Source organism: Thioalkalivibrio sp. ALE11 (genome assembly GCF_000381205.1).
Taxonomy (GTDB): domain Bacteria; phylum Pseudomonadota; class Gammaproteobacteria; order Ectothiorhodospirales; family Ectothiorhodospiraceae; genus Thioalkalivibrio.
In genome coordinates, this window is the sequence record NZ_KB906172.1 from 1 (window position 1) to 14,291 (window position 14,291).

Consider the following 14,291-nt stretch of genomic DNA (forward strand, 5'->3'; position numbering starts at 1 on the left):
ATGAACCCCGCATCCGTGTCTTCGGGACAGGGCATGAGAGGCCGGTGAGGAGAACCCCTGGCGCTCCTATGAGGCACCCCTTCCCCGGAAGGGCTGACCCTCGCCCGTAGAGAAGGGCAGCTCCGCGACGAAGTGAAGTCCGGTCGGTAACCAACCCGCGTATATCAGAGTGATCCACCGTCGCAATCCGCTTCTCGTGCCCTGCCTCGAAGGCATGGAAAACTGGAGGTCTCGATCGAACACTACAGCCAACCGTTGACAGGTCAATCCATATCAGGAGCGCAGCCCTCTGCGCGATTCGGGGCGGTGTCAATCGGTCAGGTTGGCGGACCAGGCGCGGATCAGGCCGGCGACGTAGCGGGTGTGTTCCGGGCGTGAGAGCAGGTGGTCTACGCGGTTGAGGGCGACGAAGCTGCGCGGGTGCTGCGCCATGCGGAAGATATGCCCGGCGTGGTCCACGTTGACCACGGTATCCCCGGGGGCGTGCAGCAGCAGGATCGGCCGGTTGAGCCGGGCCAGAGCGGTCTCCAGCGTGGGCTCCTCGATGGACTCCAGCAGCGCCCGGCCAATGGTAACCGGGCGCCCCCCTATGATCAGCCGGGCGTGCCCCTCGCGCGCGATCTCTTCGGCGTGATCCTGAAACAGGTGGCGCACGTGCCCGGGACGGCTGGGGGCGGCGATGGTGACCACGGCGTCGACCTCCGGGCGTTCGGGGGCGACGAGAATGGCCAGCGCTCCGCCGAAACTGTGGCCGAGCAGCAGGGTGGGCTCCGTGTCCGGATGATGCGCGGCGAGGGCGTCCAGCGCGGCTTCCAGGTCCTCGCGGCCGGTCTGGAGGGTGGAGTCCGCGAACGCCCCTTCGGACTCACCCAGTCCGGCGAAGTCGAAGCGCAGGGTTGCGTAGCCCTCCTCGGCCAGCGAGCGGGCCAGCCGCACGGTGGCGGGGAAGTCCTTGGAACAGGCAAAGCAGTGCGCGATGCAGGCCTTGCCGCGCGGCGGCCACTCGGGTTCCACCAGGACGCCGCTCAGCCGGACTCCGCGCGGCGTGGGGATGGACAGCGAGGTGTTGCGTACGGCCATGTTGCGGTCTCCGGGGTTACGGGTGGACGGGCCTGTGGCCCTGACCGGGCTGGTCTGGGATGATACGTGAGGCGTTGGGTCCCGGGGAGCGGACGTGGAATACGACAGCGAGATCAGGGCACGACTGACGGAACTGGAGGCGGAGCACCGGGCGCTGGATTCGGCGATCGCCGCCATGCACGCCGGGCCGTCCCCGGATTTTCTCGAGATCCGTCGGCTGAAGAAGCGCAAGCTTCAGCTCAAGGACACCATTGCGCGGCTGCGCAGCCGCCTGATCCCGGATCTGAACGCCTGAGGAAGGCGCGGTGGCGGGAGGGGGCGCAAAAAAACGGCGCCCCGGAGGGCGCCGTCAACAGGGTCCATCCCGTTCGTGTGATGAGGCTAAAGGCTTCGGTCAGCCCCAGATGTCCGCGGTAATGCCGGCGTACCAGCCGCGGGTGTACTGCGCTTCCTGCTCGCGGAAGCGGCTGGATGCACCCGTCGGGCTGACCCCGCCGGCGCCTTCCACGCCGGCCATCTGGCCGTCCTTGAACTGGTACACCGCCGCCACGCTGATGCCGTAGTCCGGCGTGACCAGGCTGTAGCAGGTGTTCACCGCGGTCGGGGTGATCGGATCGCGGCCGGCCAGTTCGTGGCTGATCGCGGCGGCGACCATCTTGCCCTGGGTGTTGGCGGAATGGCCCGACTTCGGCATCGCACCGGCCACGGAGGCGTCGCCCAGCACGTAGATGTTGTCGTCACGCTCGGACCTGAAGGTGTCCTGACGCACCGGGCACCAGCCCTCCGCGTTGGTCAGGCCGGCATCGTGGACGATCTGGTTGGCGCGCTGGGCCGGGATGAAGTTCATCACGTCGGCCTCGACCCGCTCGAAACCGGCCTCGGTCACCGCGGTCATGTTGCGCACGTCGACCTCCTCGACCAGGCCGCCGTCCGAGGCCGGGCGCCATTCGATCATGTCGCCGTATTCCTGAGCCCAGCCTTCCTCGAACAGGCCCTGCTTGGAGAAGCCGTCCTTGGCGTCGAGGATGATGATCTTGGAGCGGGGCTTCTCCTGCTTGAAGTAGTTCGCGATCAGCGACACGCGCTCATACGGCCCGGGCGGGCAGCGGAACGGGTTCGGCGGGGCCACCATCACGAACGTGCCGCCATTGGGCATGTCTTCGAGCTGCTGGCGCAGGATACGGGTCTGGTCACCGGCCTTCCAGGCGTGCGGGATGCGCTCGGCGTCGGCCTCGCTGATGCCCTCGGTGCGGTCGTAGCGGAAATCGATGCCCGGGGACATGACCAGCTTGTCGTACTGCAGGGTCTCGCCACTGGCGAGACGGACGTTGCGGCCGTCGGCGTCCACCGCGGTCACGCGATCCTGCACGACCCGGACCCCGTGGCGGCTTTCCAGCGCGCCGTAGGTCTGTTCGATGAAGTCCATGTCGACGATGCCGCCCAGCACCCAGTTACTGCCATAGCAGGTGTAATAGCGGGCGTTGGGCTCGACCAGGGTGACGTTGAGTTCCGGCGAATACTTCTTCAGGTATTTCGCGGCGGTGGCGCCACCGGAGCCGCCACCGACCACGACGACATGGGCCTTGTCGGCGCCACGCGTCTTCTGCGGCGCGCAGCCGACGCCGGTCAGGGCCACGGCGCTCCCCGCGCCGACGACCTTGATGAAATTACGGCGGGAAAATTCCTGCATGATGTCTCTCCCTCTCTTGTGTGCTGGGCCGTTCACTGGCCGAAGTAGGCGGCCAGGGCCTCGATTTCCTCATCGGTGTAGCCGGTGGCGTGACGGTCCATGACCGTGGCCGGGCGTTCGCCATCGCGGAACGCCTTCATCTGGCTGACAATGAGGCTGGAGGGATAGTTACTGAGATCCGGGGCACCCCCGGCCTCGGCGGACGCGGCACTGTGGCAGTTCACGCAGGTGTCGGCCATCAGCTGTCCACGCGTGATTTCGTCGCCGGCCGTGGCCTGAGCGAACGGAATGGCAAGGGCCACGGCCCCGACCAGCCCCGCGAAAGTAAGGCGCGATTTCTTCATTGTTACGGACTCCTCCGTCTTGAAGGTTTGCTGTTTTAGCGGCGACAGCCGTGATGCGCTGCCTTCATCCTCCGGCCCGGTGTGACGATCCGGGCTCTTCATTGGCGCGGCCGGGTTCATGCCCGGCCTTGCGCATGATCTCGCCTTGGGTCGATCATTGCCACGACGGTATAGCACAAAAAAAAACCGTTTTCGATTAGCGTTTTCTAAGACAGCAAGGGGATGGAACCATGATCGAGGAGCGGCGACGTCATCCGCGGATACCGATGACGGTCAACGTGGTGGTATCGGCGGGCGAGGGCGAGCCGGTGACCCTGACCACCAATGACATCTCCGGCGGCGGGGCCTTCCTGCGCTGGGAGGAGGGGCAGAAACCGGACCTCAGGGGCTTGCTGGAGCTCGAGTCGGACGACGAGCTGATGCTGCAGGTGTTCGGCCTGCTGGGGGACGGTGACGAGCCACCGAAGGTCCGTGCCCAGGTCGTGCGTGTGCACGAGGACGGCATTGCGGTGAGGTTCGACCCCGAGGCGATGGGGGTTGATCGCGCGGGGTCGGCCGCGGGGTAACCCAATCGGCCAGGGGGCTGGCCTCCTACGGCTGGGGGCTTGTAGGAGCGCAGCCCCCTGCGCGATCCGGCGCCGGGGGTGGCCCCTGATCGGCCAGAGGGCTGGCCTCCTACGGTCGGGGGGTAGGAGGCCGGCCCTCCGGCCGATCAGGGCCGACCCGCCTAATGCGCCGTCGTCCGCTCCTGGGCCAGCACCCACGGTGCGGCCACGATCGCGGTGAACACCGGATCGGCCTCGGTCCAGCGGCGGGCGTCCTCGTCGGAGGCGCGCGCCACCTGGCCGCTGGCCAGCCACGCGCTGACCTCGTGGGTGGAATCGTCACGGAAGGCGCGGGCCACCTCGATCAGGTCCAGTTCGGGGGCCACGCGAATCACGACACCGCGGGCGAAATGGGGCATCAGCTCGCTCCAGCGGATGGGCCCGGCCTCCTCCTCGATGGGGATTTCGGCTTCGGGGTCGGCCGGTGGTTCGACGGGAAGATCGCTGGGTTCGGACATGGTCGCTCGGCTGTGTCGCATGCGGATTTCAGATGCGGTTCAGGCTAGGCGGATACCCTTGGCACTGCAACCGTCCGTCGAACTCAGTCAGGGAGAGATTGTTGATGTTGTCCAGTGTGTGGGGAATCCGAATGACCCGTCTTGCCCCCGTGGTGTTCCTTCTGATCCTGTTGCTGGCGGGGGGCGCCGGTGCGCGCGAGGACGGGGCGGATCGCAACCCGGTGTGGACGCTGGACGAGGCGGTCGAGCAGGTGGAGGCGCTGTATCCCGGGCGGATCCTTTCGGCCCGGGAAAATGACGGCGAGGGCAGCGTGCGGGTCTTCGTGGTGCGTATCCTGACCGAGAATCAGGAGGTCCGGACGCTGCGGATCGAACAGGGCACGGAGGTGCGGCGATGAACCTGCGAATCGTGCTGGTGGAGGATGATTCGGCGCTGCGCGGCCAGCTGGCCGGAGAACTGCAGGAATCGGGCTGCCGGGTGGACACCGCTGCCGATGGCGACACCGGGCTGTATCTGCTGACCGAATACAACTGCGACATTGCCGTGGTGGACCTGGGTCTGCCCGGGATGGACGGCCTGGACGTGATCCGCCGGACCCGCGAACACAAGCCGCGGCTGCCGATCCTGGTGCTGACCGCCCGTGACCGCTGGCAGGACAAGGTCGAGGGTCTGGAGGCAGGCGCCGACGACTACCTGACCAAACCCTTCCACGTGGAGGAGCTGGTGGCGCGCCTGCGCGCGCTGGCGCGCCGCAGCCTGCAGTCGGGGCACGAGGCGCTGCGCTTTGGCCCGCTGGTGATCGACACTGCCTCCGATGCCGTGTGGCTGAACGGCGAGGGCGTCAGCCTGACCACCTTCGAGTACCGCCTGCTGCTGCATCTGGCGCGCCAGCCCGGCCGGGTGCTGAGCAAGGACGCCCTGGCCGACTATCTCTACGAACACGACGACGACCGCGAGAGCAACGTGATCGAGGTGCTGATCGGGCGCCTGCGGCGCAAGCTGGACCCGGACGGCGGGCTGGGCGTGATCGAGACCCTGCGCGGCCGCGGTTATCGCTTCGCCCTGCAGCCCGACGCCGCTTCGGCCGACGCCTGAACGGTTACGTCACGCCCTTCCATGGCCCTTGCCGAGCGTTCCCTGGCCGATCGCGCCGCCCGCGCGCCGTTGCTCCTGCGCATGGGGCTGGTGGCGGTGGCGGTGGTGCTGCTGTTCTCGGTGCTGACCGCATGGGTGCTGGAAACCGCCTTTCGCGACAATGCCGCGGACGCGGCCGAAACCCGGCTGGAGGCGCAGGTGCTGCTGCTGATGGGCATGGTCGAGGTGCTCGCGGAAGACGACGTGCGGGTGCCGCAGATGCTGCCGGAGAGCCGGCTGCAGCTGCCCGGCGGCGGGTTGTATGCGCGCATCCTCGGGCCTGCCGGCGATACCGTATGGCGTTCGCCGTCGGCGGTGGCCACCGAACTGAATGACTGGACGCGTGAAGAATACTTTGCCTACAGCATGACGGTGCGCTGGCAGCTGGATGGCGAATCGGTGCCGCTGGTGTTCCAGATGCTGGAGGATCGCAGCGCATTCGACGAGCAGGTTGAGAGCTACCGCTACAGTCTGTGGCAGGGCCTGCTGACCATGACCCTGTCGCTGATCGTGGCCCTGATCCTGGCGTTGTGGTTCTGGGGCCTGCGGCCGCTGCGCAGGGTGCGCGCGGAGCTGGACGCCCTGCGCCACGGTGACCGGGTGCATCTGGAGGGACCGTATCCGCGCGAGATCGGGGCGCTGACCGGCTCCATCAACGACCTGATCGACTTCGAGCGCGAGCGCCTGGTGCGCCAGCAGAACGCACTCGCGGATCTTGCCCACAGTCTCAAGACCCCGATCGCCTCGCTGCGCCTGAATCTGGAAGGACACGCCCCCGATCACGAGGACCTGCGGCGCCAGGTCGACCGCCTGCAGGCGATGGTCCAGCACCAGCTCAACCAGGCCCAGCGGGTGGGCCCGGTGCCGTTCCAGACGCCCGAGCCGCTGGCCCCGGTGATCGAGCGCACCTGCCGCGCCCTGCGGCGGCTGGCGGAGCACCAGGGGGTGTCGCTGGAGACCGATGTGGCGGAGGGCTGTGCCCTGCGCATGGATTCGGGCGCGATGCTTGAACTCCTGGGGAATCTGCTGGACAACGCGGTGCGCCACGCCCGCTCGCGGGTGCGGATCACCACACACTGCGATGAGCGGGAAACCGTGCTGACGGTGGATGACGACGGGCCCGGGATCGACCCGGCCGATCGCGAGCGGGTCCTGGAACGCGGCCAGCGGGCCGACACGCGCGAAGACGCGGACGGACAGGCGGCGGGCCAGGGCCTGGGGCTCAGCATCATCCACACCCTGGTCAGCGATCATGGTGGTCAGCTGGAGATCGAGCGTGCGCCGGAGCTGGGTGGCGCGCGGCTGCGGCTGGTGTTCGCCCCGGTCGGCGACTGAGGCCCGTGTGCGCCCGTCTCAGAGCCGGAAGTCCTCCAGCGAGGCCTCGGGTGCCCGCCCCAGCAGGCCGTCGCGCACCAGCGCCGCCGCGCCGCAGGCAAAGGTCCAGCCGAGGTGCCCGGAGCCGGTATTGAGATGCAGGCCCGGTACCGCCGTGGGACCCAGGATCGGCGTACCGCGATCGCTCATCGGGCGCAGCCCGGCCCACGGGGCCATGGTCTCGCGGTCGAGCTCCGCCGGCAGCGCGGTCAGCGTGCGCCGGCACTGGGCCAGCACGTTGGCTGCGCGTCGGGGTTCCATGCGCGCGTCGGTGCCGGCGAACTCGGCGGTGCCGGCCAGCCGCAGCTGATCGCCCAGCGGGGTCATGACCACCTTGTTGGCGTCGTCGATCAGCGGCAGGTTCAGTCGCCGTGAGGCATCCATCGTCAGGCTCAGGGAATAGCCCTTCACCGGGGCCACCGGCAGGTGCAGCCCGAGCGGGCGCAGCAGCGCCGGGGCCTCGTGTCCGCTCGCGACTACGCAGGCATCGGCTGCAATCGGTCCTTCATCGGTCTCGATCGCGTCGATTCGCCCCTGGAACGTGCGCAGTCGCCGCACCCGTGTCGCGGGCCGGTAGCGCAGGCCGCGGTCCCGCGCCAGCTCGAGCAGTCCGGTGGTGAAGCGGCGCGCATCCCCGATGGCATCATCCGGGAAATACAGCCCGCCGCAGAGTTCGTCGCGCACCCCGGCCAGCGCCGGTTCGCGGTTGATCACCTGCTCGGTGTCCCAGGCCTCGAACCGCACGCCCTCGTCCTGCATGGCCTCGGCCGCATGCCGATTGCGGGCCTGGCTCTGCGGATCGCGGAAGACCTTGAGGATGCCGGATTCACGGAAGTCGAAGTCCAGGCCGGAGCCGGCCAGTTCCCGATTCAGGCGCCGGGTCTCGCGCAGGGAGAAAGCGGCCAGGCGGGCGTTGACCAGGGCGTGCCGCTGGAAGGCCGAACGCCGGCTGTGCCACAGAAAACGCAGACCCCAGCCGGCCAGTCCCGGCAGGGCGCGCGGGCGCATCAGCAGCGGGGAGTCCTCGCGCCCCAGATAGCGCAGCAGGTCGAGGCCCACGCCGGGGGTGTTCCAGGGCTCGGCATGGCTGGCGTGCAGCATGCCGCCGTTGGCATGGCTGGCGCCGGCCGCCGGTTTGGTCGCGGCATCCAGGAGGGTGACATCGAGTCCGGCCTCGCGCAGATACCACGCGGTGGTGACCCCCATCACGCCGGCTCCGATGACCACCACATGCATGCGCTCCCCTCCCGTTGCCTACAAAGATCCGGCAAAGCGTTTGATCAGCGTGTCGTACTCGCGTTCCAGGCGCTGTGCCGAGACCTTCTCGCGGGTGCCCAGTTCCTGGGCGAACTGCGATACGCGGAACTCCTCGATGCGATAGCGAAAGGCGAGGACATCGGGGTCATCCGGGCGACGTTCCAGCAGGTCGCGGGCCTTCTGCCACAGCGGCTCCACCGCCACCCGGCCGGCGCGGTCCTTGTCCGGGGCCCGGGTCAGGCGCTCCAGGCGCCGGTCGATGGCCTGCAGGTAGCGCGGGAACTCGGGCAGCACGTCGGGCGGGGTGCTCAGCAGGAAATCCGGCGGGACCAGGGCGTCGAGCTGGTCACGGATGTCGCGCGCCGCCTCGATCCAGGACAGCGGCAGATCACCGTGCAGCCGGCTGCGCAGGTCGTGCCAGCGGGCGAGGATGTCGGCCGCCAGGCGGGCCAGTTGGGTGGCGGTCGGGCCCAGTTCGCTGCGCCCGGCTTCCAGACGCTCGGCGAAGGCCTCGGCATCGCGCGGCCATTGTTCCGGGGCGTCGGCGAGGAACACCCGGTCGGCCGCCGCCTCCAGTACCTGGTCGCGCAGGGCGATGCCCTCACCCCGGCCTTGTCCCAGCGTGGCGTAGTGCAGGCTGGCGCGGTCCATGTCCGGCAGCTGGCGTTTGAGATCGCGCACCGCCGGACGCAGGGCCAGCAGGAACAGCCGACGCAGCCCGGCGCGATGGCGGCGTTCGGCCGCGGCGGGGTCGGGTTCCAGTTCCAGCGACACGCAGTCACCGCGGTCCACCAGCACCGGGAAGGCGCGCATGCGGGCGCCTTGGTGTTCCTGTTCCACGCTCTCCGGCAATGCGCCGAAGTCCCATTCGGTGATGCCCTCGCGCTGGGGGCCGCTCGTCGGGCCGGGGTCGAAGGTGGCCTCCGCGGTGCCGCCGAGTTCGGCCTTGAGCGCCGGCAGATCGCGCCCGGCGGTCAGCTCGTTCCCGTCCGGGTCGAGGATGCGAAAGCGCAGGATCAGATGCGGTTCGAGCGTGTCCGGGCGCCAGGCATCGGGCGGGATGGCGGTGCCGGTCATGCGCTCCAGTTCTTCCGCCAGCGCCGGCAGCAGCGGGCCCTGGCGGTGCTCCAGCCGGGCCAGCGCGGCGCGGGCGAAGTCCGGGGCGGGCACGAACTGGCGCCGCAGGCTCTTGGGCAGGCTCTTCAGCAGCGCCGTGACCCGCTCCTCCAGCAGCCCCGGCACCAGCCAGTCGCCCAGCCAGTCGGGCACCGCATTGAGTACCGCCACCGGGACGTCCACGGTCACCCCGTCGTCTTCCTTCCCGGGTTCGAAGCGGTAATGCAGCGGCAGGCGCAGGCCCTCCAGTTCGAGGTGATCGGGGTAGGCGCCCTGCGGCAGGGATTCTTCCGGTTCGTTGCGCAGCTCGGCGGGGTCGATGCGCAGGCAATCGGGGTCCTCCTGCTCGCGTTTGCGCACCCAGCGCTCGAACGACGGGCCGTCACGCACGTCCTCCGGGATGCGCGCGGCGTAGAACTCGAACAGCCGGTCCTCCTCGGCCAGCAGGTCGCGGCGCCGGCCGCGGGCCTCCTCCTCGGTGATCGCGGCCACCGCCTCGCGGTTGGCGCGCACGCCGCGCGAACGGGTGCGCAGCTGGCCGCCGACCAGCCCCTCGCGGATGAAAATCCGCCGGGCCTCCTCGGGGTCGTGGCGGGCGAAGTCCACCGGCTTCTTCGCCGCGACCACCAGGCCGTAGAGGGTGATGCGGTCGTAGGCGCCCACGCGCCCGCTCCGGCGCTGGAAATGGGGCTCGAAGATATGATGGCGCAGCAGGTGCGGGGCCACCTCCAGCAGCCAGTCGGGTTCGATGCGCGCGTTCTCGCGGGCATATACCCGGGTGGTTTCGGCGATCTCCGCGCTGACCACCCAGTTGGGCTTTTTCTTCGCCAGCACCGAGCCCGGATGGATCTGGAAGCGGCGGTTGCGCGCGCCGAGGTAGTCGCCGCGTTCGGTCTTCTGCCCGATCTGGCTGACCAGCCCGCTCAGCAGGGCGCGGTGCACGGACTCGGGTTCGGCCGTCGCGCGGCCCGGGTGCAGTTCCATGTCGCGCGCCAGGCGCAGCAGCTGGCTGCGCAGTTCCTGCCATTCGCGCATGCGCATGAAGTTGAGGAAGTGCTCGCGGCACCAGCGCTTCAGGGCGTTCGAGCCGCGGGCCTCGCGCGCATCGTGCCAGGCCTGCCACAGCCGCAGCATGCCCATGAAGTCGGAGCCCTCGACGCGGAACTCGGCATGTGCGGTGTCGGCCGCCTGCGTCGCATCGGCGGGGCGCTCGCGCGGGTCCTGCAGGGACAGGAACGCGGCGATGGTGGCGGTCTCGGTCACGCAGCCATGCTCGGCGCCGGCCAGCAGCATCGCCCCGTGGCGCGGATCCACCGGCATGCGCGAGAGCTGGCGGCCGCGCTCCTGCAGGCGATGGCCGGCATCCACCGCCCCCAGTTCCTCCAGCAGGCGGTAGCCGTCCTTGATCAGGCGCGAATCCGGCGGGTCGACGAACGGGAAGCGCCGCGGGTCGCCCAGTTTCAGCGCGGCCATCTGCAGGATCACCGAGGCCAGATTGGAGCGCTGGATCTCCGGGTCGGTGAAGGCCGGGCGCTGCTGGTAGTCCTCCTCGGAGAACAGGCGGATGCAGACCCCCGGCCCGAGGCGGCCGCAGCGGCCGGCGCGCTGGTCGCAGGCGGCCTGCGATACCGGTTCGAGGCTCAACCGCTGCACCCGCGTGCGCCACGAATAGCGCGACACCCGGGCCAGCCCGGAGTCGATCACGTAGCGGATGCCGGGCACGGTCAGCGCGGTCTCGGCGACGTTGGTGGCGAGCACGATGCGCCGGCCCGAGTGCGCCTGGAACACCCGCGACTGCTCGCGCGCCGACAGCCGGGCGTACAGCGGCAGGACCTCGGTGTCGGGCGCGGATTCCTCGCCGCGCAGGGCACGGTGGGCATCGCGGATCTCGCGTTCGCCCGGCAGGAACACCAGGATGTCGCCGGGGCCGGCGCGGCGGCATTCGCGCACCGCGTCGCGGATGCCGGTGAACAGGTCGCGTTCGCCGTCGTCACCGTCTTCGCCCGCGTCCGCGGTGTCCGGTTCCAGCGGGCGGTAGCGCAGCTCCACCGGGTAGGTGCGCCCGGGCACGTCGATCATCGGGGCGTCGTCGAAGAAGCGCGACAGGCGTTCCGGGTCCAGGGTGGCCGAGGTGATGATCACCCGCAGTTCCGGGCGCTTGCGCACCAGGCGCTGCAGGACCCCCATCAGGAAATCGATGTTGAGGCTGCGCTCGTGGGCCTCGTCGACGATGACGGTGTCGTAGGCCAGCAGCTCGGGGTCGTGGGCCATCTCGGCCAGCAGCATGCCGTCGGTCATCAGGCGGACGAAGTTGTCCGGCCCGGTGCGGTCGGAGAAGCGGACCTTGCAGCCCACCGCGGCGCCGGACTCCTCGCCCAGCGGGGTGCCCAGCTCCTCCGCGATGCGCGCGGCCACCGAGCGCGCGGCGATGCGCCGCGGCTGGGTGTGGCCGATCAGGCCGCCGCGACCGCGCCCGGCCTCCAGGCACAGCTTGGGCAGCTGGGTGGTCTTGCCGGAACCGGTCTCGCCGGAGAGCACGATCACGGAGTGGGTGCGGATCGCCTCGATGATCCGCTCGCGTTCCGCGTGCACCGGGAGATCCCCGGTATATACGGGCTGCGGCCGACGCGCCTCGGCCGCGGCCTCGCGTTGCTGTTCGGTCGCGAGGCGCTGCTGCAGGTTGCGGGCCAGGCGGTCGAACGCCTGGCCACGGTCGCGCCGGCGTCGCGCGCGGCGGAGCAGGTCCAGCAGGTCGCGCCGTTCGGCAATGCGCTGGAGACCGTCGACTTCGGCGGACAGCGCGTCGAGATCCGGCGCGGCGCTCTCCCCGGTCTCCATGGTCAGCCCCGGTCGCGCAGGCGCAGGGCCTCGATGCCTTCCGAGCGCAGCCGCTCGAGGACTTCGCGGGTGCGCTCGGGATCGTTGTACGGCCCGAGGTACACGCGGTACCAGGTGTCGCCGTCGATCTCGGCTTCGCGGACCTCGGGGGAAAGGCCCAGCAGGGTCAGCCGGGCGCGCATCTCGTCGGCCTGCTCCGCGCGCCGGAACGAGCCGGTCTGCAGCACCACCGGCCCGTCGGCATCCGGTGTATCCAGCGGCGCGGGCGGGGCGTCGGTATCCGCATCGTCGCGGGCGGGCGCATCGGGCACCGTGACTTCGTCTTCGGGCAGGAGTTCGTAATAGCGAAAGCGCGGTTCCTCGCGCTCGGGCTCGGGTTCGGAAGCGGGGTCGGGCACGGGTTCCGGGCGCGGTTCGGCCGCGGGGCGATCGCGTTCGCTCAGCCAGTCGCTCAGGCTGTCGGGGCGATCCGCCCCCTGGAGGTACAGCACTGCGGCCACGCCCAGCCCGATCAGCAGGCCGGCCAGCAGCCAGATCCAGCCGGGCAGCGGACCGCGTTCTTTCTTTTGTGCCGGCTTGCGGCGTACCTTGCGGGCCTGGGCCATGGGGTTACATCTGCTCCGGGGCGTGCACGCCCAGCAGGCGCAGGCCGTTGCCCAGCACCTGCTTGATGCCGGTCACCAGCGCCAGGCGGGCCCGGATCAGCTCGTCGTCTCCGGCGTTGAGGAACGGCACGGCGTTGTAATAGGTGTGGAAGCCGCCGGCCAGTTCGCGCAGGTACTGGGCGATCTGGTGCGGCTCGCAGGCCTGCGCGGCGGCCGCGACCACCTCGGGGAAGCGGTCCAGGCGGTCCAGCAGCTCGTCCTCGTGCGGCTCGACGAGCCGTTCGGCGAGGCCGTCGGCCTGTGCCGCCGCGGGCTGGTGGCCGCGTTCGCCCGCGGTGCGCAGCACGCTGGCGATGCGTGCGTGGGCGTACTGGATGTAGTACATCGGGTTGTCGTTCGACTGCGACTTGGCCAGGTCGAGGTCGAAGTCCAGGTGCTGGTCGCAGCGGCGCTGCACGTAGAAGAAGCGAGCTGCATCCGATCCGACTTCGTCGCGCAGCTCGCGCAGGGTCACGAACTGCCCGGCGCGGGTGGACATCGGCAGGCGTTCGCCCCCGCGGTAGAGGATCGCGAACTGCACCAGCAGCACGTCCAGGCGGTCGGCCTCCAGGCCCAGGGCCTGCAGGGCGGCGCGCACGCGCGGGACGTAGCCGTGGTGGTCGGCGCCCCAGATGTTGATCACCCGGTCGAAGCCGCGCTGGAACTTCTCGCGGTGGTAGGCGATATCGGAGGCGAAGTAGGTGTAGTCGCCGTTCTCGCGGCGCACCACGCGGTCCTTGTCGTCACCAAAGTCGCTGGAGCGAAACCACAGCGCGCCGTCCTGTTCATACAGCGCGCCGCGCGCCTGCAGGTCCTCCACCGCCGCGTCGATCGCGCCGGAGTCGGCCAGGCTGCGTTCGGAGAACCAGCACTGGTATTCCACCCCGAACTCGCGCAGGTCGTCGCGGATGTCCTCGAGGATGGCGTTCAGGCCGCCCTCGAAGAACTCGTCCCACAGCGCCTCGCCCAGAAGGTCCCGCGCGCGCGTCACCAGCGCGTCGATGTAGGTCTCCTTGTCGCCGCCGTCGGGTTCGTCGGGCGGCAGGTCACGGGTGACGTCCGCGGCCGGATGCACGCCGCGATCGCCGATGTGCCGGGTCAGGGTATCGGCGACGGGGTAGATGTAGTCGCCCCGGTAGCCGTTGGCCGGGAACGGGAGTTCCACGCCGTGGCGCTCCAGATAGCGCATCCACACGCTGACCGCGAGGATGTTCATCTGCCGCCCGGCGTCGTTGACGTAGTACTCGCGGGTGACGTCGTAGCCGGAGAAGTCCAGCAGGTCGGCGACCGTCGCGCCGAACGCCGCCCCGCGGCCATGCCCCACGTGCAGCGGCCCGGTGGGGTTGGCGGAGACGAATTCCACCTGCACCGGGCGTCCGCCGCCGGCGTTCGAGCGGCCGAAATCGCCGGCCCGTCCCGCGATGTGCTCCAGCACCTGCGTGCGCGCATCGGCCGCCAGGCGGAAGTTGATGAAGCCGGGACCGGCGATCTCGGTGCTGGCCAGGCCGGGGACCTCGGGCATTGCGGCGGTCAGGGCCTCGGCCAGGTCGCGCGGCTTGCTGCGCGCGGGTTTGGCCAGCTGCATGGCGAGGTTGCTGGCGAAGTCGCCGTGCTCGCGGTCGCGCGCGCGGCTGACCTCCACCGACACGCCATGATCGGCGGGCACGCGGCCGTCGGCGACGAGGGTTGCGAGGGCGGTTTCCAGGGCCTGGGTCAGGGTGTCTTTCAAGGGTCGCGGGTCCGTGCTGGC

At 69.9% G+C, this 14,291-nt stretch carries 13 protein-coding genes; 5 read left to right on the top strand and 8 right to left on the bottom strand.

The window, feature by feature from the left end; genetic code table 11:
• Positions 1 to 309: 309 nt before the first annotated feature.
• Positions 310 to 1,080 (bottom strand): carboxylesterase, encoded by a 771-nt coding sequence (locus tag F620_RS0110130; RefSeq protein ID WP_019570459.1) that lies wholly within the window; start codon positions 1,078 to 1,080, stop codon positions 310 to 312.
• A gap of 94 nt (positions 1,081 to 1,174) precedes the next feature.
• On the opposite strand from F620_RS0110130, the gene F620_RS0110135 reads away from it, so the two are divergent.
• Positions 1,175 to 1,375 carry a YdcH family protein gene (locus tag F620_RS0110135; RefSeq protein WP_018869247.1) on the top strand — a complete coding sequence of 67 codons (201 nt, stop codon included), beginning with the start codon at positions 1,175 to 1,177 and terminating at the stop codon, positions 1,373 to 1,375.
• A gap of 99 nt (positions 1,376 to 1,474) precedes the next feature.
• Here the strand turns inward: F620_RS0110135 and F620_RS0110140 are convergent, their stop codons facing one another.
• Complete coding sequence (locus F620_RS0110140; RefSeq protein ID WP_019570460.1) at positions 1,475 to 2,770, bottom strand: NAD(P)/FAD-dependent oxidoreductase; 1,296 nt, start codon at positions 2,768 to 2,770, stop codon at positions 1,475 to 1,477.
• A gap of 32 nt (positions 2,771 to 2,802) precedes the next feature.
• Complete coding sequence (locus F620_RS0110145) at positions 2,803 to 3,114, bottom strand: c-type cytochrome (RefSeq protein ID WP_018869249.1); 312 nt, start codon at positions 3,112 to 3,114, stop codon at positions 2,803 to 2,805.
• Positions 3,115 to 3,344: 230 nt separating this feature from the next.
• Between F620_RS0110145 and F620_RS0110150 the strand changes: the two genes are divergently transcribed.
• A complete protein-coding gene (locus F620_RS0110150; RefSeq protein ID WP_026331412.1) occupies positions 3,345 to 3,680 on the top strand; it encodes a PilZ domain-containing protein in 336 nt (111 codons plus the stop codon).
• A 161-nt stretch (positions 3,681 to 3,841) separates the two neighbouring features.
• On the opposite strand, the gene F620_RS0110155 is transcribed toward F620_RS0110150, so the two are convergent.
• The gene (locus F620_RS0110155; protein WP_019570462.1) at positions 3,842 to 4,177 is read right to left on the bottom strand and encodes a DUF2288 domain-containing protein; all 336 of its coding nucleotides are present in this window, start codon (positions 4,175 to 4,177) and stop codon (positions 3,842 to 3,844) included.
• A gap of 131 nt (positions 4,178 to 4,308) precedes the next feature.
• Here F620_RS0110155 and F620_RS0110160 point away from each other — a divergent pair, with 131 nt between their 5' ends.
• Genes F620_RS0110160 through F620_RS0110170 form a run of 3 tightly spaced genes read left to right on the top strand, consistent with a single transcriptional unit; the run spans position 4,309 to position 6,647 of the window.
• Entirely contained in the window at positions 4,309 to 4,575 is a 267-nt protein-coding gene (locus F620_RS0110160) for a hypothetical protein (protein WP_019570463.1), read from the top strand.
• Positions 4,572 to 5,273 (top strand): response regulator transcription factor, encoded by a 702-nt coding sequence (locus tag F620_RS0110165; RefSeq protein ID WP_018869253.1) that lies wholly within the window; start codon positions 4,572 to 4,574, stop codon positions 5,271 to 5,273. The genes F620_RS0110160 and F620_RS0110165 overlap by 4 nt, the downstream gene beginning before the upstream one ends.
• A 21-nt stretch (positions 5,274 to 5,294) precedes the next feature.
• Positions 5,295 to 6,647, top strand: a complete 1,353-nt coding sequence (locus F620_RS0110170) for an ATP-binding protein (protein ID WP_019570464.1) — start codon at positions 5,295 to 5,297, stop codon at positions 6,645 to 6,647.
• Between the two features lie 18 nt (positions 6,648 to 6,665).
• Here the strand turns inward: F620_RS0110170 and F620_RS0110175 are convergent, their stop codons facing one another.
• From F620_RS0110175 to argS, 4 genes are read right to left on the bottom strand one after another with little or no spacing between them, the layout of a single operon-like run.
• Positions 6,666 to 7,922, bottom strand: a complete 1,257-nt coding sequence (locus F620_RS0110175; RefSeq protein ID WP_019570465.1) for an FAD-dependent oxidoreductase — start codon at positions 7,920 to 7,922, stop codon at positions 6,666 to 6,668.
• 18 nt (positions 7,923 to 7,940) lie between these two features.
• Positions 7,941 to 11,897 carry an ATP-dependent RNA helicase HrpA gene (gene hrpA, locus F620_RS0110180; protein WP_019570466.1) on the bottom strand — a complete coding sequence of 1,319 codons (3,957 nt, stop codon included), beginning with the start codon at positions 11,895 to 11,897 and terminating at the stop codon, positions 7,941 to 7,943.
• Positions 11,898 to 11,899: 2 nt separating this feature from the next.
• On the bottom strand, positions 11,900 to 12,502 hold the full coding sequence (locus F620_RS0110185; RefSeq protein ID WP_019570467.1) for an SPOR domain-containing protein: 603 nt from the start codon (positions 12,500 to 12,502) through the stop codon (positions 11,900 to 11,902).
• Between the two features lie 4 nt (positions 12,503 to 12,506).
• Entirely contained in the window at positions 12,507 to 14,270 is a 1,764-nt protein-coding gene (gene argS, locus F620_RS0110190; RefSeq protein WP_019570468.1) for an arginine--tRNA ligase, read from the bottom strand.
• Between the last annotated feature and the right edge of the window lie 21 nt (positions 14,271 to 14,291).

Excerpts from the sequence above, each read along its gene's own strand:
- F620_RS0110155 (WP_019570462.1), bottom strand. The coding sequence starts at position 4,177 with ATGTCCGAACCCAGCGATCTTCCCGTCGAACCACCGGCCGACCCCGAA.
- F620_RS0110165 (WP_018869253.1), top strand. The coding sequence starts at position 4,572 with ATGAACCTGCGAATCGTGCTGGTGGAGGATGATTCGGCGCTGCGCGGC.
- F620_RS0110140 (WP_019570460.1), bottom strand. The coding sequence starts at position 2,770 with ATGCAGGAATTTTCCCGCCGTAATTTCATCAAGGTCGTCGGCGCGGGG.
- hrpA (WP_019570466.1), bottom strand. The coding sequence starts at position 11,897 with ATGGAGACCGGGGAGAGCGCCGCGCCGGATCTCGACGCGCTGTCCGCC.
- F620_RS0110150 (WP_026331412.1), top strand. The coding sequence starts at position 3,345 with ATGATCGAGGAGCGGCGACGTCATCCGCGGATACCGATGACGGTCAAC.
- F620_RS0110130 (WP_019570459.1), bottom strand. The coding sequence starts at position 1,080 with ATGGCCGTACGCAACACCTCGCTGTCCATCCCCACGCCGCGCGGAGTC.
- F620_RS0110175 (WP_019570465.1), bottom strand. The coding sequence starts at position 7,922 with ATGCATGTGGTGGTCATCGGAGCCGGCGTGATGGGGGTCACCACCGCG.
- F620_RS0110170 (WP_019570464.1), top strand. The coding sequence starts at position 5,295 with ATGGCCCTTGCCGAGCGTTCCCTGGCCGATCGCGCCGCCCGCGCGCCG.
- F620_RS0110185 (WP_019570467.1), bottom strand. The coding sequence starts at position 12,502 with ATGGCCCAGGCCCGCAAGGTACGCCGCAAGCCGGCACAAAAGAAAGAA.
- F620_RS0110160 (WP_019570463.1), top strand. The coding sequence starts at position 4,309 with ATGACCCGTCTTGCCCCCGTGGTGTTCCTTCTGATCCTGTTGCTGGCG.
- F620_RS0110145 (WP_018869249.1), bottom strand. The coding sequence starts at position 3,114 with ATGAAGAAATCGCGCCTTACTTTCGCGGGGCTGGTCGGGGCCGTGGCC.